Source organism: Marinobacter gudaonensis, from assembly GCF_900115175.1.
GTDB lineage: Bacteria > Pseudomonadota > Gammaproteobacteria > Pseudomonadales > Oleiphilaceae > Marinobacter > Marinobacter gudaonensis.
Genome location: NZ_FOYV01000001.1, coordinates 1,942,955 through 1,960,777 on the forward strand (window position 1 = coordinate 1,942,955; position 17,823 = coordinate 1,960,777).

General features: G+C 61.0%; 15 protein-coding genes. 2 read left to right on the forward strand and 13 right to left on the reverse strand.

Annotated elements, in window-relative coordinates:
• Positions 1-31: 31 nt before the first annotated feature.
• The 7 genes from BM344_RS08910 to ald form a co-directional block, all read right to left on the reverse strand.
• Entirely contained in the window at positions 32-1,648 is a 1,617-nt protein-coding gene (locus tag BM344_RS08910; RefSeq protein ID WP_091988483.1) for an alpha-amylase family glycosyl hydrolase, read from the reverse strand.
• A 13-nt stretch (positions 1,649-1,661) separates the two neighbouring features.
• On the reverse strand, positions 1,662-2,504 hold the full coding sequence (locus BM344_RS08915; RefSeq protein WP_091988486.1) for a carbohydrate ABC transporter permease: 843 nt from the start codon (positions 2,502-2,504) through the stop codon (positions 1,662-1,664).
• The gene (locus BM344_RS08920) at positions 2,501-3,493 is read right to left on the reverse strand and encodes a carbohydrate ABC transporter permease (RefSeq protein ID WP_091988489.1); all 993 of its coding nucleotides are present in this window, start codon (positions 3,491-3,493) and stop codon (positions 2,501-2,503) included. Before BM344_RS08920 ends, BM344_RS08915 begins: the two co-directional genes overlap by 4 nt.
• Positions 3,494-3,499: 6 nt before the next feature.
• The gene (locus tag BM344_RS08925; RefSeq protein WP_091988492.1) at positions 3,500-4,771 is read right to left on the reverse strand and encodes an ABC transporter substrate-binding protein; all 1,272 of its coding nucleotides are present in this window, start codon (positions 4,769-4,771) and stop codon (positions 3,500-3,502) included.
• A gap of 30 nt (positions 4,772-4,801) precedes the next feature.
• Positions 4,802-6,220 (reverse strand): carbohydrate porin, encoded by a 1,419-nt coding sequence (locus BM344_RS08930; protein WP_091988494.1) that lies wholly within the window; start codon positions 6,218-6,220, stop codon positions 4,802-4,804.
• A 233-nt stretch (positions 6,221-6,453) separates the two neighbouring features.
• Positions 6,454-7,026, reverse strand: a complete 573-nt coding sequence (locus tag BM344_RS08935; RefSeq protein WP_091988496.1) for a glutathione S-transferase family protein — start codon at positions 7,024-7,026, stop codon at positions 6,454-6,456.
• 22 nt (positions 7,027-7,048) lie between these two features.
• Complete coding sequence (gene ald / locus BM344_RS08940; protein ID WP_091988499.1) at positions 7,049-8,167, reverse strand: alanine dehydrogenase; 1,119 nt, start codon at positions 8,165-8,167, stop codon at positions 7,049-7,051.
• Between the two features lie 168 nt (positions 8,168-8,335).
• On the opposite strand from ald, the gene BM344_RS08945 reads away from it, so the two are divergent.
• Entirely contained in the window at positions 8,336-9,139 is an 804-nt protein-coding gene (locus BM344_RS08945) for a dienelactone hydrolase family protein (protein ID WP_091988503.1), read from the forward strand.
• A gap of 11 nt (positions 9,140-9,150) precedes the next feature.
• Here the strand turns inward: BM344_RS08945 and BM344_RS08950 are convergent, their stop codons facing one another.
• From BM344_RS08950 to cysZ, 6 genes are all read right to left on the reverse strand, one after another.
• On the reverse strand, positions 9,151-9,846 hold the full coding sequence (locus BM344_RS08950) for a lysophospholipid acyltransferase family protein (RefSeq protein WP_091988506.1): 696 nt from the start codon (positions 9,844-9,846) through the stop codon (positions 9,151-9,153).
• Positions 9,847-10,012: 166 nt separating this feature from the next.
• A complete protein-coding gene (locus BM344_RS08955; protein ID WP_008172950.1) occupies positions 10,013-10,219 on the reverse strand; it encodes a cold-shock protein in 207 nt (68 codons plus the stop codon).
• A 240-nt stretch (positions 10,220-10,459) separates the two neighbouring features.
• Positions 10,460-10,840, reverse strand: a complete 381-nt coding sequence (crcB, locus tag BM344_RS08960) for a fluoride efflux transporter CrcB (RefSeq protein WP_091988509.1) — start codon at positions 10,838-10,840, stop codon at positions 10,460-10,462.
• A 5-nt stretch (positions 10,841-10,845) separates the two neighbouring features.
• Entirely contained in the window at positions 10,846-13,296 is a 2,451-nt protein-coding gene (locus BM344_RS08965) for an acyl-CoA dehydrogenase (protein WP_091988512.1), read from the reverse strand.
• Positions 13,297-13,424: 128 nt separating this feature from the next.
• The gene (gene rapA / locus BM344_RS08970) at positions 13,425-16,286 is read right to left on the reverse strand and encodes an RNA polymerase-associated protein RapA (protein ID WP_091988515.1); all 2,862 of its coding nucleotides are present in this window, start codon (positions 16,284-16,286) and stop codon (positions 13,425-13,427) included.
• Positions 16,287-16,308: 22 nt separating this feature from the next.
• Positions 16,309-17,058, reverse strand: coding sequence for a sulfate transporter CysZ (gene cysZ / locus BM344_RS08975; protein ID WP_091990951.1), 750 nt, complete (start codon positions 17,056-17,058; stop codon positions 16,309-16,311).
• A 98-nt stretch (positions 17,059-17,156) separates the two neighbouring features.
• Between cysZ and BM344_RS08980 the strand changes: the two genes are divergently transcribed.
• Positions 17,157-17,588, forward strand: coding sequence for a VanZ family protein (locus tag BM344_RS08980; protein WP_228143583.1), 432 nt, complete (start codon positions 17,157-17,159; stop codon positions 17,586-17,588).
• Positions 17,589-17,823 lie beyond the last annotated feature (235 nt).

Sequence of the window (17,823 nt, forward strand, 5' to 3'; positions counted from 1 at the left end):
GACGCTCGTCTTGGTTTCTGCTCGGCAGGTTCTACAGCTCGGCGAACAATGCCTGGTAAGGCGGCAACACCAGTTCCTCACCCTCAATGTATCCGGAAAAGCCGTGCCCGGTGGCTTCCCGCTTCACTCTGGCTGGCACCGGCAACCGCAGGTCCTGGCCGGTGAGGTTCAGGGCCACCAGCAGAGACTGGTCGTCGGTACGGCGCACCCAGCACAGGGCATCACCGGTGTTTTCGATCAGGGCCAGGTCGCCGTGCACCAGGGCAGGCTGCTGCTGGCGCCAGCCGATCAACCGGCGTACCGCGTTCAGGGTGGAGTCCGGATCGTCCTCCTGGGCCTGCACCGAAAGCTCCAGGTGCTGACGATCCACTGGCAGCCAGGGCGTGCCACTGGTGAACCCGCCCTGAGTATCCGGAGTCCAGGGCATGGGCGTCCGGCAGCCGTCACGACCCTTGAACTCGGGCCAGAATTCGATGCCGTAGGGGTCCTGCAGCGCTTCGAACGGAACCGATGCCTCCGGCAGGCCCAGCTCCTCACCCTGATACATGGACACGCTGCCACGCAGGCTCAGAAGCAGAGCCATCAGCACCCGTGCGTAGGCCTGGGGATCATCCACGCCCTCCCCCCAGCGCGACACCACCCGCACCACATCGTGGTTGCTCAGGGCCCAGCAGGGCCATCCGTCGCCCAGACCGTGCTGAAACCGGCGCACGACATCGCGCACCCAGTCCGGGCCATGCTGATCCGACAGCAGGTCGAAGGAATAGGCCATGTGCAGGCGGTGATTGCCGTGGGTGTACTCGGCCATGCGTTCCAGCGGTCGATCATCGCCGATCTCGCCCACCAGGGTGGTGGCCGGGTACTCCTCCATCAGAGCCCGCAAATCCTCGAGGAACGCCAGGTTCTCGGGCTGGCTCAGGTCGTATACGTGGCGCTGGTAGGTGTAGGGGTTCACTCCCTTGGCCACGAAGGTCTTGTTCTCGCCCGCCGGCACTGCCGGGTTATTCTCCAGCCCCTGGCTGTGGTAGTAGAAATTGACGGTGTCCAGGCGGAAGCCGTCGGCACCCAGCTCCAGCCAGTAGCGCATGTTTTCCAGCTGGGCCTGGCGCACCGCCGGATTGTGGAAATTCAGGTCGGGCTGGCTAGCCAGGAAGTTATGCAGGTAATACTGCCCACGACGGCTGTCCCAGGCCCAGGCGCTGCCGCCAAAAATCGACAGCCAGTTGTTGGGCGGAGTGCCATCGGGCCTGGGGTCGGCCCAGACAAACCAGTCGGCCTTCGGATTATCGCGGCTGGCCCGGCTTTCCTCGAACCAGGGGTGGGTGTCGGCCGTATGGCTTAGCACCTGGTCGATAATCACCTTCAGGCCCAGACGGTGGGCCTCCGCTACCAGTGCCCGGTAGTCGTCCATGGTGCCGAAGATCGGGTCCACACCCCGATAATCCGAGACGTCATAGCCGAAGTCCTTCATCGGCGAGGTGAAAAACGGCGACAGCCAGATGGCGTCGACGCCCAGGGAGGCCACATACGGAAGTTTCCGGGTAACGCCCGGCAGGTCGCCAATCCCATCCCCATTACTGTCGAGAAAACTGCGGGGATAGATCTGGTAAATAATGCCACCCTTCCACCAGGGCTGAGACTGGGTCATACAAACTCCTTGGTTAACCTTTCACCGCACCCGCCGTCAGGCCGGATACGATACGACGTTGGAAAATCAGCACCAGCACCACCAACGGCACTGTGACAATCACCGAAGCGGCCATCAGGTTGCCCCAGGGCAACTCGTACTGGGAGCCACCGGTGAGGAGGGCGATGGCCACCGGCACCGTGCGCTGGTCGTCGGTGAGGGTGAAGGTGAGTGCAAACAGGAACTCGTTCCACGCGGCGATGAAGGCCAGCAGCCCGGTGGTCGCCATGGCCGGCCACATCAGCGGGATGAACACCTTGAACAGCGTGGTCACCGGCGAAGCACCATCAACGATGGCCGCTTCCTCGAGTTCCTTGGGCAACTGTCGCATGAAGGTGGTCAGGATCCACACGGTGAACGGCAACGTGAAGATGGTGTAGGAAAAGATCAGCGCCAGCGGGTTGTTGTACAGGTCCAGCACCCGGATCACCTCGAACAGTCCCGACAGTACCGCCACCTGCGGGAACATCGACACCCCGAGCACAATCATCAGGACAGCGCTTCGGCCACGGAACTGCACCCGCCCCAGGGCGTACGCCGCGGTCAGGCCAAAGGCCATGGCGATAATGACCGTGGCGAAGGACACCAGCACCGAATTCCAGATGCTGCCGACGAAAGAACCGTCACTGATCACCGACGTGTAGTTGGAAAAATCGAAGCTGTTGATCCACCAGGTCACCTCGAACAACTCCGAACCGCTCTTGAACGACGTCACGATCGCGTAATAAAACGGGAACACGGTGAACAGCAGGATGGCGGCGAGCAACAGGCCGAAACCGATCTTGGCCGCGATTTTCTTGAGCAACTTGCGGTTCATGCATCACCCCCGATCTGTTTGCGGCCCAGGTAGAGGTAGCTGATGGTCAGCAGGGCAATGATCAGGAACAGCACCGTGGACGCCGCCGAGCCATAGCCCACGTCCTGGAACTCCACCAGCTGCTGGCGGGCATAGACCGACATGGACATGGTGTCCTCGCTGTTGGAGGTGAGCACGTAGATCACATCGAACACCCGCAGCGCATCCAGTACCCGGAAGATGATGGCAACCATCAGCGCTGGCAGGATCAGCGGCAGCGTCACCCGGAAGAACACCCGAACCGGGTGGATACCGTCCACCTTGGCCGCCTCGTAACAATCCGACGGCAGCATCTGCAGCGCTGCCAGGGTCAGCAAAGCCATGAAGGGCGTGGTCTTCCACACGTCCACCATGATCACCGCCCACATGGACAGGTCGGCGTTGGCGGTCCAGTTCAGCGGCTCGGCAATCAGGCCGAGGCCCATCAGCATCTCGTTGACGATTCCGAACTGGTCGTGCAGCATCCAGCCCCACATCTTGGCCGACACGATGGTGGGTACTGCCCAGGGGATCAGGGTGGCGGCCCGCACCCAACCCCGCCCGCGGAACTGCGCGTTCAGGGTCAGGGCAATGATCAGGCCGAACACGGTTTCCAGACCCACCGATACCACGGTGAAGAACAACGTATTCCACACGGCGTTCCACCAGGCCGGATCCGCCAGCACGCCATACCAGGCGCCGCTGTCGTACACCAGGTAATTCTCGAAACCCACCAGGCCGTAATCGCTGATGTTGGAGAAACTGGCATCGGTGAAGCTGAACCAGATGGTTCGCATCAAGGGCCAGCCTGCGACGGCAGCCAGAACGACCAGCATGGGGATCAGGAACAGCCATGCCGCTCTCAGGCGCTGGCGGCGCACCCGACTGGCTTGGCGTTTGCCGGGCAGGGGCCGGGCCGGCGACTTGCCGCCCGCGCCCGTTTCGGCTGGTGCCGGTGTGGTATGATCCATGGCCGGTTACCAGCCCCGGCGGCCCAGGCGCTGGAGCTGGCGCTCCAGTCCAGTCAACGCCTGCTCCGGCTCCGCCTCGCCGGAAAGCACCTGGTGGGTAGCGTTGAAGAAGGCGTTGCTGACCCGGCCATAGCTCTCACCGGTCACCGAAGACGGTCTGGGCACGCCGTTCTTGAAGGTTTCGAACAGCTCGCCAAAGAAGGGCACAGCCGCCAGCACCTCCTGATCCTGGTACAGATCGGGGATAGTGGGGTTGTAGCTGCCCTGAATCGCCCGGCGTTTCTGCTCCTCATAACTGGTGAGGAAACGCACCAGATCCGCCGCTTCCTCGGTGTTGGCCGAGTAGCGGGAAACCGCCAGCTGCCAGCCGCCCAGGGTACCGGCGTGAGCACCTTCATCGCCACCGCGGGGCAGCGCCACCACACCCACCTTGCCCTTCACCGGGCTGTCGTCGCTCTGGGCGAGGCTCCAGGCGTAAGGCCAGTTCCGCATGTACAGGGCGTTGCCGGACTGGAACACACCCCGGGCCTCTTCTTCGGTGTAGTTCAGCACGCTGCGTGGGGAGATATCATCGATCCAGGTGCTGGCCAGTGCCAGGGCCTCTCGGGCCTGGGGATTATTGATGGTGACCTCGCCTTCGGTGTTCACCACGGTGCCACCGTTGTGGGAGGCGATCCATTCCAGGGCATTGCAGGTCAGGCCCTCATAGGCCCGGCCCTGCCATACATAACCCCAGAAACGGTCGTTACCCGCCTCACGCTCGCCGGCCATGACTACGCGGGCAGAGTCGGTAAGCTGCTGCCAGGTTTCCGGTACGGCCTGACCGTACTTTTCCAGCAGGTCCTTACGGTAGTACAGCACCCCGGCATCGGTGAACCAGGGCATGGCCACGAGACGGCCATCCACGGTGTTGTTGGCCACCAGGGACTCGAAATGACTGTCCTCGGCCCCGTTGGTGTACTGCGACAGATCCACCAGGTGCTGGGCCAGCATACCCGGCCAGACCACGTCGATCTGGAAGACATCGACATCTTCGGACTGGGCCGCCAGCAACTGCTGGTACAGTGACAGTCGCTCGGTGGCGGAATTGGGCGTGGACACCACCTGGACTTCATGGCCGGTCTCCTCGGCCCAGGCCTGCGTGCCCTCCTCGCACAACTGCTTCTCGGCACCCACGGCGCCACAGGAAATGGTGATGGTTTTGGCCTGAACACCGCCCGCCAGGGCAAACGCGGCCAGGCCGCCGGCCATCCACAGGTTACGATTGAATCTGGACATGTTGATTACCTCGTTTTGTTATTGTCCGGCTCAGAACCAGATTTCCATTTGCGTACCAAAGGTCCACTGACCACTGGTGAAATCAGTCTCGGCATCGCCCAGGGCATCCCCGGCGGCATAGGCATCCAGCTCGTCATCCCAGGTGGAGTAGCTGGCAAATACCCGGATCTCCGGCCGGTTCCAGAAGCCGCCCACCTGGGGCTTGAAGGTCGGTGCCACTGTGAAGCGCGAGTAGTCGCCGTCCACAGCGCTGCGGCCCGCGTAGCCAAGCGGGTCAATGTCCATGGTCTGCCATGAAGCCTCGTACTGCATCTCGAAGTTGCTGCCGATTTCATGGGCCAGGCGGGTGTTGAAGGTCAGCCACTGATACTCGTCCCCTTTGATGTAGCGGTCTTCGCTGGTTTCCGCCAGGATGGCCGGGGCAAATCGCCAGTTCTCGCTCAGGTAGGTGGTGCCATACAGTCCCAGCCGGGTGCTGATCGCATCTTCATGCAGGTCGCCATCGGCACCAATGTTCTTGGCCTCGGCACCCAGGCCCTGCCCGTGCATGACCGCCACTTTAAAGTTCCCTTCAGACAGGCCGAAGAAGTCATCGCCGTGGTAGGCCAGCATGGTGTGGAAGCCGGTATCTGCAGCTTCCTGAACGCCACCAACCACCCGGGTCTCATTGTCCTGAGCATGAATGCCGTTAAGCATCAGCTGCACGTTTCCAAAGTAGTTGTTGGCGGTGAGAATCAGGCTGTCGGTACTTGAGGTTTCGGTCGCGGTCTGGGGGTCTGAGGGAAAGTCTATGAAGCTTCGGCCGTACAGCGAGAAGTTGGATTTCACCGAGTCAGCGAAGGTCACGTCGTACACGCCCGCACCCAGCCCGGCGAGGAAGATGAAATCGCTGTCAAGCCAGTGAATGTCGAAGTTGTCCCGGTCAAACCGCTTGCCCGCCCAGATCGAGGCATCCCGGAAGATACCGGAAAATCCTGCCAGATCACTGAACTCTACATAGGCCTGACGCACATTCAGGGCGCCGTCGCCCGCGGTCCAGTCGTTACTCGATGTGGTGGAATCCGCAATCATCAGACGGTAGTGGGATTTGGTGCCGTTCTCAGCCACCTGCTTGTAGTTGAGGATGGCTTCCAGGTAAGTGTCCGGCTCATTGCCAAGTCGACCCACCGCACCGCCGACTGAGCCGGCAGGCGTCAGATAGGGACCGCCGGGTGCACTCTGCAGATCGCCGTTCAGGAGCAGTCCGGAGCGGGCGTAGGTGTTGAAGGAAAAGCCCTGTTCACCGGTGGCCTGGGGTTCAACCTCGGCCAGCTTCTGCTCCAGGGCGGCGAGGCGCTCTTCCACGCTTTGCCCGTCCTGTGCCTGGGCGGCCAGCGGCATTGATGTCATCAGCCCGAGGGTAAGGGCTGTGGCCAGGGGGATACGGATTGGTGTCGTGCCAAGCATCATCTGTCGGAACCTCGTGTTGTTTTTGTAAGGTCGTATTTGATGTAATTCGGTCGCAACTTAATGCATTAAGTCTTTAGCTCAAAAAAATCGGACTGACGTCCGGGCGAGCCACTTAAATGATTAAGTCCTGATCAACGATAAAAGCACCGAGTAGCTTCTGCAACCTTTCAGGCGGCTTAATTTCGACTTAATTTTCGGCCGGCCAGACACAGCCGGCCGGCATGCCTTGATGTTCAGGCCTTGCGGGGATCTGTTTCGGCCACCCAGGGGTACTCACGATGGCTGTCGCGAAACGCCAGCAGGCTGGCCACGTCGCTGAAGTCCACCAGATCCCGGAAGTCGAGCCAGTCCACCAGGGCATACAGACAGATCGCCGGGTAGTTCCACTGCTCGAACTGACCATCCTCCACCATCGCCGCCAGCGTGCGCAGGGTGGTCATGATCCGCTCCCGTTGCAGGTTGTAGAACATCAGATCCTGACTGGTATCGATACCGGACTTTTCTGACAGGAGCAGCGTGACCGCGGAATCGTTGGCGCCATCGATCATGGTCAACTGGTTTTCCTGGTCCCAGGTCAGCGGATCCCGGCCCTGCTTGGCACTGATGTAACGGGCAATGATCCGGGAGTCGAAGAGCTCCTGACCGCCGTCCTCGAGGACGGGAATCTTGAGGGTCGGATTGTTCCGCCTCAGCTCATCCCGGCCCTCGCCGTAGATGTTGAGGTTAACGAACTCGTAGGGCTCCTCGTCCAGCAGGATGCGAATGCGCCGAACGTAGGGGGAAGTGGTGGATCCAATCAGTTTCATGGTGTCTCCGAGTGCTTGTCGCTCAGGATCCCAGCAGGGATTCAGGGTTTGTATAAGGATGCCCGGTGGCTTCTGCCACTTCCCTGTAGGTGACCTTGCCTGCGGTTACGTTCAACCCCGCCCGCAGATGGGGGTCCTCCTTCATTGCCCGATCCGGCCCTTTGTTGGCCAATGCTATTACGAACGGCAAGGTGGCATTGTTCAAAGCCAGTGTCGAAGTCCGCGCCACCGCGCCGGGCATGTTGGCCACGCAGTAATGTACCACACCGTCGACAAGATACACGGGATCATCGTGGGTGGTTGCCCGGGAGGTTTCCGCACATCCCCCCTGGTCGATGGCCACGTCCACAATCACACTTCCCTCCGGCATCCGGCGCACCATGTCCCGGGTAATCAGCTTGGGGGCAGAGGCACCTGGAATCAGCACGCTGCCAATCACGAGATCGGCTGCGGTGACGGTTTCGTCGAGGGTCTGGGCGGTGGAGAACAGCGTGGTTATACGGTTGCCGTAGTGTTGGTCGAGGGCGCGCAATACGTCGAGATTGCGATCCAGTACGGTTACCTGAGCACCGAGGCCAACGGCCATGGCGATGGCGTTCTGCCCAACCACACCGCCGCCAACTACCGCCACCCGGGCGGGACTGACCCCGGGTACACCGCCGAGCAGTACGCCGCGACCACCGAGAGCCTTTTCCAGACAGTGGGCGCCCGCCTGGATTGACATGCGCCCGGCCACTTCCGACATGGGCGCCAGCAGGGGCAGTCGACCGGCCCGGTCGGTAACCGTCTCGTAGGCAATGCAGGTGGCGCCGGAGTTAACCAAATCATCGGTCTGGGCCTTGTCCGGAGCCAGGTGAAGGTAGGTGAACAAGGTATGCTCGGGCGTCAGCAGTGCCCGCTCCCCGGCCTGGGGCTCCTTCACCTTGACGATCAGCTCTGACGCCCGGAACACCTCAGCCGCATCGTCCACCACACTGGCGCCGGCCTGCCGGTAATCCTCGTCGGAGAAACCGATGGCGTTACCGGCACCACTTTGCACCAAGATGTCGTGGCCATGGCCGGTCAGTTCCTGGACCGCCGCCGGCGTCATCCCGACCCGATATTCACGGTTCTTGATTTCCCTGGGTACGCCAATTTTCATGCGCAGCCTCCACTGTCCAAAAGTGAGTTTGACGGATGAAACTGAATCCTACTGCTTCAGTGTAGACAAACAGGCCTATACTGAGCGGGCAACTGATTGCATCGGTTTACCGGTTCCGGGCGTAGATAACCGGACTGAAAACCTCTACCAAAAGGAGCAGGATTGACCATGACAAAACTGACACTGGCGGTTGCCGCTACTACCCTTTCACTCTCTCTGGCAGGTACACAGGCACTGGCGGATATGCAGACCAAAACGATTGAGTACACCATTGGCGACACCACCTTCACCGGCTACATGGCCTGGGATGACGATAGCGAGAACAAGCGCCCCGGCGTGCTGGTCGTTCACGAGTGGTGGGGACACAACGAGTTCGCGAGGGAGCAGGCAGAGCGACTGGCTGCCGCCGGTTACACGGCGTTTGCCCTCGACATGTATGGGTCGGGCAAGCTGGCAGATCATCCTGACACGGCCCAGAAGTTCATGCAGGAAGCCACCAAAGACATCGAGCAGGTCAAGGCCCGCTTCCTCAAGGCCAAAGAAATTCTGCAGAATCACGAAACCGTCGATGGGTCACGGATCGCCGCCCAGGGTTACTGCTTCGGCGGCGCCGTGGTGCTGAACATGGCAAGGCTTGGCGTAGACCTGGACGGCGTGGTGAGTTTCCATGGCGCCCTGGGTAGTCCGTTGACCGCCGAGCCGGGAACCGTCACGGCGCGAGTGCAGGTGTACACCGGCGGCGCCGACAAAATGGTACCGTCCGACCAGGTGGCCGGTCTGGTCAAGGAAATGCAGGATGCCGGGGTAGACCTGACCCTGGTGACCTTCCCCGGCGTACTCCATTCGTTCACGAACCCTGGGGCGGACAAGTTTGCCGAGGAGTTCGGCATGCCCGTGGGATACAACGAAGAGGCCGCGACCCGCTCATGGGAGGGCACCATGCGTTTCTATGAGGATATCTTCGCGCAATAAGTCCAGGGGGCTCAGAGCGACGAGGCAATACTGTTGCGTACGTCGGTCATGAGATCGTCGATGGCCAGGGTGCCGGTGGCCATCGGCGGATGAATAACCACTTCAATCTCGCCCGGGGAAAATGCCGCGTGCCCCTTGGGCAGACGCTGGTGCGAGCCGCGGATGGTCACTGGCAGAATGGGCAACTGGCCATCGGCGGCAATCACAAAGCCACCCTTCTTGAACGGCAGCAGTTTTCCGTCCCACGATCGGGTTCCCTCGGGGAAAATCAGTATGCTGGTGCCGTCGGGTAACTGTGCCACGCCACGCTTGATGCTCTCCAGGGCATCCCCGCCTTTGGACCGGTCGATGAACAGGTTGCGGGAGGTTTCCAGTGCCAGGCCAAACAGCGGCACCTTGCGCAGCTCCTTCTTGATCACCCATCGGTACTGCAGCCCCAGCGCCAGCACCAGGGCCGGAGGGTCGAAATAGGAGGCGTGGTTGCTCAGGATGACGTAACGTTGGCCCGGTTCGATGTTTTCCCTGCCCCGAACCCGCAGACGGATTCCGCAAACTTTCAGGATTACCCAGGCGAAGATCTGGGTACCCCGGAACGCGGCATCGCCCCGCCGGCCCATCAGAGCGGCAACCACGATCGGCAGGAACAGAATCAGGGTAAGCAGACTTGCCCAGGACAGAATCCAGGCGGCTTTGAGCACTCGGAGCATGAACGTTTCCTGCAGATCTCGACTTCTGATTAAACGAGCGACAGGGAGAAAAGCTTACACGGCGGAGGCAGAATCACAAAGTCTGCCAATGGCGACGGCGATTACCGGCCATAAAAAAAGGCAGCCGAAGCTGCCTTTTTGCGGATGTTGCCGAATCCCTCAGGGATTAAAGGGCAACAACGTTCTCCGCCTGAGGACCTTTCTGGCCCTGGGTAACGGTGAACTCGACCTGCTGGCCTTCAGCCAGAGTCTTGAAACCGCTGCCCTGAATAGCGCTGTAGTGAACGAAAACGTCCGGGCCGCCTTCACGAGTGATAAAGCCAAAGCCTTTCGCTTCGTTGAAGAACTTAACAGTACCGGTAGTAGTAGACATACTTAAACTTCCTGAAATCAATCATATTATCTGCCGCCATGCACCTCCATGGTGCCGGGTCGGCGTTTTGCGGAAAAACAGAAATCGCGGAATCAAAAACAGGACGGTCACTACTAACTACGGAGGTACGTCTTATTCATGAAATGCTTTACTGAATCTTTCCTACGCCTTGCACTCTACTCCTGAATCCGAAGCTTGCCAAGGGTATTTTTCAATAATTCATGTAGGTAGAGGTACCCATCATCCCTTCAGCAGCGTAAAGGTGTACAGGCCGAGTGCCGTCATCAGGATGGAACCGATCACGTGGGCCAGAATACCGACCAGGGCCATGGCCCACTTGCCTTCCTGGATGGCCGCAAACATTTCCAGGGAAAACGTCGAGAAGGTGGTCAGGGCCCCACACAGCCCGGTAATGGCAAACAGCCGCCATTCCGGGGCCAGCGTGGTGCCATGACTGAAATAACCGATCAGCAGACCGATCAGCCAGCCGCCGCTGAGGTTGGCCACGAGGGTGCCATAAGGCACCGCATGATAGGTGGTGTTCAACCACAATCCCAGGGCCCAGCGGAGGTTGGCGCCAATAACGGCGCCAACACTGACCGCAAGTACCGACCACCACATCCCGATCAGGCCGGATTGTGGTCGATCACCGACTTCTTGTTCTGCGCGAAGGCATTGAACTCGAAGTCGTCGACGGTAAGCATCTCCAGCACCTGAACCTCATACCGGCGCATGAAGTCCGCCTCCTCCTTGGTAAAGATGCCGGCCTCGAGCGCTGCTTCAAAGCGCTCTTCCGGATGCAGGGCGGTCATCGGCAGTTCGCCCTTGGCATAGGCCTTGGTTGCCTTGCGGTACAGCTGCTCGGCCTTGTCGTAATCCTTGAGCAGGCTGTTGTAGGTGGCCACCGGGTTGTCCTCGGGGCCTTCGCCATTGGTGGTCCAGACGCTGGCGAGCAGCTTGCCACGAATCGGCGTATCCGTGGAGATGGCCCGGGCCAGTTTGCGCGCCAGATCATCATGCGGGCTGTCCCAGCGACGTCCCAGCGGCATGGTTACCGCCCTCAGCACCAGAGCGACGGCGCGGTTGGGCAGATTCTGCAGGAACTCGTCGAGAGCATTCTCGGTGCGATACAGCAGCAGCTCGAGGCTGTATTCCATCGCCTCTTTCTCCCCCTCCACCGGCTGGGTTTCATGCCAGTTCTTGAGCACCATGGAGGCCAGGTACAGGTTGGACAGCATGTCGCCAAGGCGTGCGGAGATCAGCTCGCGCATTTTCAGTTCGCTGCCCAGCGTTGTCATGGCCGCGTCTGAACACAGCCCGAAGGCCGCGCTGAAACGCGACACCGCCTGGGCGTACTTCCGGCTGGCACTGTCGAAGGGCACGTCGGCGCGGCCCAGACCCAGAGCCTGGGTAAAGGCACGGGCTGCGTTACCAAAGATCAGGCCGGCGTGACCGAAGAAGGCGTCGTCGAAGGCATCAATATCGTCGTTGTCCTTCGCCGCCAGCTCCTTCAGCACATAAGGATGACAGCGAATAGCGCCCTGGCCGAAGATCATCAGGCTACGGGTCATGATGTTCGCGCCTTCCACGGTGATCGAGACCGCAGCGCCACTGTAACCAATACCCAGGTAGTTGCGCGGCCCCAGAGTCACGGTTTTGCCACCGTGCACATCCATGGCGTCAGTAAGGACACCGCGCTGGAACTCGGTCAGGTGATACTTGAGGATTGCCGAGGGCACGGACGGCTTCTCGCCCTTGTCGATCATGTTGGCGGTGTGGTTCACCGCCGACTGGGCAATGTAGGTCTTGGCAGCGATCCGGGCCAGGGGCTCCTGCACCCCTTCCATATCCGCCACCGGGGTGTTGAACTGGCGGCGAATACGGGTAAAGCCACCGGCCGTGCCAACGGCATAGGCCGCGGCGCCAGCGGCCCCGGATGGCAGGGTGATGCAACGACCCACCGACAGGCATTCAACCAGCATGCGCCAGCCCTGCCCGGCCATATCCACGCCACCGATAATGTAATCCAGCGGAATGAACACGTCCTTGCCCTTGATCGGCCCGTTCAGGAACGGACTGCCAATGGGGCAGTGGCGGCGACCAATTTCCATGCCTTTGGTGTCACGGGGAATCAGGGCGCAGGTGATGCCGTAATCCTTGGTATCGCCGAGCAGACCGTCCGGATCGAACATCCGGAAAGCCAGCCCCACCACCGTGGCGATGGGCGCCAGGGTAATCCAGCGCTTCTCAAAGTTCAGACGGATACCGACGACTTCCTTGCCACCGACTTTCTGTTTGCACACGATCCCGGTATCCGGCAGCGATGTGGCGTCTGACCCTGCCCTCGGGCCCGTCAGCCCGAAACACGGAATTTCGCGGCCGTCGGCCAAGCGTGGCAGGTAGTGGTTCTTCTGTTCTTCGGTACCGTACTTGACCAGCAGCTCGCCTGGGCCGAGGGAGTTGGGCACGCCCACCGACACCATCAGCGATTCGTTGGCCGCCAGCTTCTGCAGCACTGCGGTCTGGGCCTTGGCGGAGAACTCCAGGCCTCCGTATTCCTTCGGGATGATCATGCCGAAAAACTTTTCCTTCTTCAGGAAATCCCAGAGTTCCTTGGGCAGGTCGGCACGTTCCACCGCCACGTCCCAGGCGTTGCACATGGCAATGGCCTGGGCGCACTGATTGTCCACAAACGCCTGCTCTTCCTCGGTCAGGCCGGTGTGACGGTTGATCAGCAGGTTGTGCCAGTCCGGGCGGCCGGTGAACAGTTCACCGTCCCAGCCCACGGTGCCGGCTTCCAGCGCTACCTTTTCGGTATCGGACACCCGGGGCGCCACCTTCTTGAAGGTGGCGAAAACACGCGGAGTGAGCCAACTCTGTCGAAAGCCAGGCAGGCCGGCGGCGGCGGTTATGGCGGCACCGGCGAGCAGTATCAGCGCCAGCCATCCGGAGGCGAAGAACAGCGACAGAAGGCCGGTCACCAGCAGAACGCCAATGGCCGATTTGGCACCGGCCTCGCGCCGCATCACGATCAACAGGCCGGCCAGTGCCGCGACAAACAGAATGAAAGTCATCATAGGTTCTCTCTGTCATCCATGGTTAGTGAAGCTCTTAGACTAAAGTAGGTACGCCCACAGTACCGCATCAGATGATGACTGGCCAGCAACCGCCCGGGAGTCAGCAGGTTACGGCTGTTGTGCCGTGACTACTGGGTCACAATTACCCGAATTCCTTCCAGGGCCAGGGTGGCGTGACCAATAGCCTCACGGGCCGCTTCGAACTGATCCCGAAAATACTGGATCTCTTCCTCACGCACGGCCGGATTGATCTTCCTGAGCGCCTCGAGGCGACGGATCTCCGGCTCGAAACGTGTCGAAAGCTGCTCCAGTGCCTGCGCTTTCAGAGGCTCCAGATGGGGCCCTGACAGCTGCTCCACATGATCCACCATGGTCTCCACCTGGGGCCGGATCTGCGGCACGATGGCCTGGGCCGTACGCCGACGGATATTGGCACAGAGTTCGTTAAGCCGCTCATGAGGCAACGCTGCCGACAGCTCCTTGCCGTTCACATCCACCAGTAGCCGGAGGGGCGATACCGGCAGGTAACGGGTCAGCTGGAGCGCCTCGGGCGCCGGGCAGTGCACGGTGAACAGCGCTTCCATCAGCAGGGTGCCCGGCGGCAGCGCCTTCACCGACAGGCTGGCGAGCGCCGCCTTGCCCAGGCCCGAGCTGGTGACCGAGTCCATGACCCCGGTCACCATCGGGTGCTCCCAGCTCATGAACGCCAGGTCCTCGCGCTCGAGGGCGTTCTGGCGGCTCCAGGTGACGGTGATACCATCCTCGGGCAGCTCCGCCACATGGCCGGCCTGGTACTGCTCACCCGGGCGCAGAATGTCGGAGTGTTCAGCATGGTCTTCCACGTCCACCCCGAGTATGTCAAAAGCCTGCATCATGTAATCCCGTACCGGGGCTTCGGCCTCTTCAGCCTCAATGGCTTCAATCAGGGCTTCCGCTACCTCGGGCCGACAGGAATTGAGCTCGATCAGGGCGTCGCGGCCGTTTTGTAACAGGGTCTTGAGCCGGGCGGTTTCCGAGGCCGATGCCTCCACCAGTCCGGCAACGGCTTCCTGGTCGCCGTCAATCGCCTGCTGCCACAGGTCCTGCACCGTTCCCTGAACGGTCACGCCCACCGCGCAGCTTTCGGCGAGCGCATTGAGCCCCTCGTGGAACCAGCGGAACTGGATTTCCTGGCTGGTTCCCGCCAGATAAGGGATGTGAATGCGAATGCGTTCGGTCTGGCCTATGCGGTCCAGTCGACCGATCCTCTGCTCCAGCAGGTCCGGGTTGGCGGGCAGATCAAACAGCACCAAGTGATGGGCGAACTGGAAGTTGCGGCCCTCGCTGCCAATCTCGGAGCAGATCAGCGCCTGGGCGCCCTGTTCACAGTCGGCAAAGTAGGCGGCGGCCCGGTCCCGCTCCAGCAGGCTCAGGTGTTCGTGGAACGCCGCACTGCGAATGCCGGCCCGCAACTGTAAATAGTGCTCCAGCGCCATGGCGGTCTCGGCCCGGGCGCAGATGACCACCACTTTCGAGGGCCGCAGCCCTACCAGAGTCTTTTCCAGCCAGGCAACCCGGGGATCCTCCGCCAGCCACTGTTCCTCCGGCACCTGTTGCTCAGGCGCGAGCCCGGACACGCCCCAGGCCCGGGTTTCGTACATGGCCGGGCATGGCAGGGCGACGGGCTCGGGGACACGCTCGGGGAAGCCCTGGACCGCCGCCCGGGTATTGCGGAACAGCACACGGCTGGTACCGTGGCGATCCAGCAACGCATCGATCACCGACTGGCGCGGATTGCTGCCTGCCAGCAACTGGTCCAGCTCATCACCCAGCCACTGGTGCAAGCGTTCATGGTCGTCCTCGCCGATTTCACTGCCCGGAACCTGGATACGGCGGACCACCTGATTGATCAATTCGTAGTGCTGTTCCTGCTCCCGGAAAGCCTCCAGATCGTGGAACCGTGCGGGATCCAGAAGACGCAGCCGGGCAAAATGGCTGGCCACACCCACCTGTTCAGGCGTCGCCGTCAACAAAAGCAAACCGCGACTCCTCGCAGACAACTGCTCGACCACCTGATATTCCGGGCTCGGCTGTTCCGGGCTCCAGACCAGATGGTGGGCCTCGTCAACAATGCTCAGATCCCAGTCCGCCTGCAAAACATCGTCACGGGCCTGCTCACTGTTCACCAGAAAGTCCAGGCTGCACAACACCAGTTGCTCGCTTTCGAACGGATTGACCGAGAGCGAATCGCCGAACACATGGTTCACCAGGGCATCGACATCGTCTTCGTCGTCCTTGAGGGCGTCGTAGCGACTCTGATCGACAATGGAAAAACGCAGGTTGAAACGCCGGAGCATTTCCACCAGCCACTGATGCGTCAGCGAGTCCGGCACCACGATCAGGGCCCGCTTGGCCAGTCCGGTCTGCAACTGGTAGTGCAGGATCAGGCCGGCCTCAATGGTCTTGCCCAGGCCCACCTCGTCGGCAAGCAGCACACGGGGCGCGTGCCGTCGGGCCACTTCGTGGGCGATGTAGATCTGGTGAGCCAGATGCTGGGTTCGCGCGCCAATAAGTCCCTGGGCAGGCGACGCCCGCAGGCGGTCCATGTGCTGAAGGGTGGCGTAGCGAAGGCGAAAGGCGCCATTGCGGTCGAACTGACCTGCAAACAGGCGCTGGTGCGGCGCCGAGAAGTTGACCGACCCGGCCAGCTTAACCTCGGAGATCTCCTGCAGGTCGCCGCCGTTGTCGCCGTGATAGATCAGAACACCGCCGCGATCTTCCACCGCTCGCACGATATACAGGGTGCCGTCGAAGGTCTCGATCTGCTCACCTATCTGGTAGATGATCCGGGACAGCGGCGCATTATCGATGGCGTAGGTGCGCTCTTCATCGGCGGCAGGAAAGCCGAGGGTCACGCGACGACCGGAGATGTCGGTCACAATGCCCAGGCCAAGTGCGGTATCGCTGTGACTGACCCAGCGCTGGCCGATCACAAATTCCGATGTATCCAAGAAACCTCCAGAAAGACAGCAATCAAGTTCGTGTAGCGCCGTTCTCACGCACCCAGTAAGCCGTGGCTCCGCACACAGCGGCCGGCACCACAAACAGGTTCAGCACCGGCACCATGGCGGCGAGCGCCACTGGCAGCCCGAAGCCGAACGCCGACAACCGGGTATCGCCCAGCAGACGGCGCAGGGCCGGGAAACTGACCTTGTGGTTGTCAGCGGGGTAGTCCACGTACTGCAACGCCATCATCCAGCTGTTGAACAGAAACCACAGTACCGCGGCCACCAGGTTGACCACCGGAATCAGGCCGATGAGCAGCAAGCCGATGGCGCGGGGCAGGTAATAGAGAATCTTCTGTACTTCCCGCCAGAGGGCCCGGGGGATGTCCTTGATAATAGCTGCCCAGCTTTCATCTGTGCTGATTTCCTGGCCGGTCAGGTGCTTCTCGGTCAGTTCGGCAAGATAACCATAAAAGGGTGAGCCAATCAGATTGGCGACAATAACGAAGCCGTAGGCCAGCATCAGCACAATCACCGCCCCGTAAAGAATCCAGAACAGCCAATCCAGCGCCTGCAACCAGGCCCAGTCCGGAAGCCAGGCCATGGCAGCGGCAATCAGGCCGGCAAAGAGCTCACCCAGAAAAACGAACAGAAGACCGAAGAGCAGAATGTTGATGACCAGCGGTATGATCACAAACAGCCGAAGACCTGGCTGCCGGATCAGTCGGAAACCTTCACCCAGATAGCCCAGTCCACGAAAAAAGTTACCCTTGAGCATCGTCGGCAGGACCTCCGCTTCCATGACATTGACGGGCCGCAAAGCATATCATGTTGATACCTTTCCCACAGCCCGCGCGCACTCAGGACTTCCCAGACATGCCAGTAAACCGTCCGCAACCAGACCGACACCGGCTTCGATCCGCGCTGAACCGGGTACTGAACTGCCGGCCCCTCTGGCGCGGCGCTCTGGTGCTCTCGCTACTGGCCATCGCGTTCCTCGCCACCACCGCCAACCCCTACCCCGTGCCCTCGGCACCTAGCGACAAGATCAATCACCTGATTGCGTTTGCGGAGCTCACCATCCTGACGCGTCTGGCATGGCCCGAGCTGGGTGCCCGCTGGTTCGTGCCAGGCCTTCTGCTCTTTGGCCTGTCGATCGAGCTGGTTCAGGCGACCTTGCCGTATCGGGATTTCTCCCTGGCCGATCTGGCTGCAGACGCCGCGGGCATCGCCATCGGCCTCCTGCCCTGGCCCGGCGTTCGCAAGGCCCGAGCCTCGGATTTGAGACGTTCGCCCGAATCCTTGTGAGACATTTCCTACAAGTGTGTGCGATCCCACAGTGACATCGCGTACGCGCGCAGAACCGATCCTCCCCAAAGAGAACCTAACTACCTGATAACCATATTTTATTGGATTTCGGGACTAAGCAACGGGCCAAGAACCGTGCACAGTTCACACGATTGTCAAAAGCCGATTGTTATAGTGTTTACGTCAGGGATGACAGGGAAAAGGACGCCGCATCGGATGCTCCCCGGCACGGAGT

Excerpts from the sequence above, each read along its gene's own strand:
- BM344_RS08910 (WP_091988483.1), bottom strand. The coding sequence starts at position 1,648 with ATGACCCAGTCTCAGCCCTGGTGGAAGGGTGGCATTATTTACCAGATC.
- BM344_RS08915 (WP_091988486.1), bottom strand. The coding sequence starts at position 2,504 with ATGAACCGCAAGTTGCTCAAGAAAATCGCGGCCAAGATCGGTTTCGGC.
- BM344_RS08920 (WP_091988489.1), bottom strand. The coding sequence starts at position 3,493 with ATGGATCATACCACACCGGCACCAGCCGAAACGGGCGCGGGCGGCAAG.
- BM344_RS08925 (WP_091988492.1), bottom strand. The coding sequence starts at position 4,771 with ATGTCCAGATTCAATCGTAACCTGTGGATGGCCGGCGGCCTGGCCGCG.
- BM344_RS08930 (WP_091988494.1), bottom strand. The coding sequence starts at position 6,220 with ATGATGCTTGGCACGACACCAATCCGTATCCCCCTGGCCACAGCCCTT.
- BM344_RS08935 (WP_091988496.1), bottom strand. The coding sequence starts at position 7,026 with ATGAAACTGATTGGATCCACCACTTCCCCCTACGTTCGGCGCATTCGC.
- ald (WP_091988499.1), bottom strand. The coding sequence starts at position 8,167 with ATGAAAATTGGCGTACCCAGGGAAATCAAGAACCGTGAATATCGGGTC.
- BM344_RS08945 (WP_091988503.1), top strand. The coding sequence starts at position 8,336 with ATGACAAAACTGACACTGGCGGTTGCCGCTACTACCCTTTCACTCTCT.
- BM344_RS08950 (WP_091988506.1), bottom strand. The coding sequence starts at position 9,846 with ATGCTCCGAGTGCTCAAAGCCGCCTGGATTCTGTCCTGGGCAAGTCTG.
- BM344_RS08955 (WP_008172950.1), bottom strand. The coding sequence starts at position 10,219 with ATGTCTACTACTACCGGTACTGTTAAGTTCTTCAACGAAGCGAAAGGC.
- crcB (WP_091988509.1), bottom strand. The coding sequence starts at position 10,840 with ATGTGGTGGTCGGTACTTGCGGTCAGTGTTGGCGCCGTTATTGGCGCC.
- BM344_RS08965 (WP_091988512.1), bottom strand. The coding sequence starts at position 13,296 with ATGATGACTTTCATTCTGTTTGTCGCGGCACTGGCCGGCCTGTTGATC.
- cysZ (WP_091990951.1), bottom strand. The coding sequence starts at position 17,058 with ATGCTCAAGGGTAACTTTTTTCGTGGACTGGGCTATCTGGGTGAAGGT.
- BM344_RS08980 (WP_228143583.1), top strand. The coding sequence starts at position 17,157 with ATGCCAGTAAACCGTCCGCAACCAGACCGACACCGGCTTCGATCCGCG.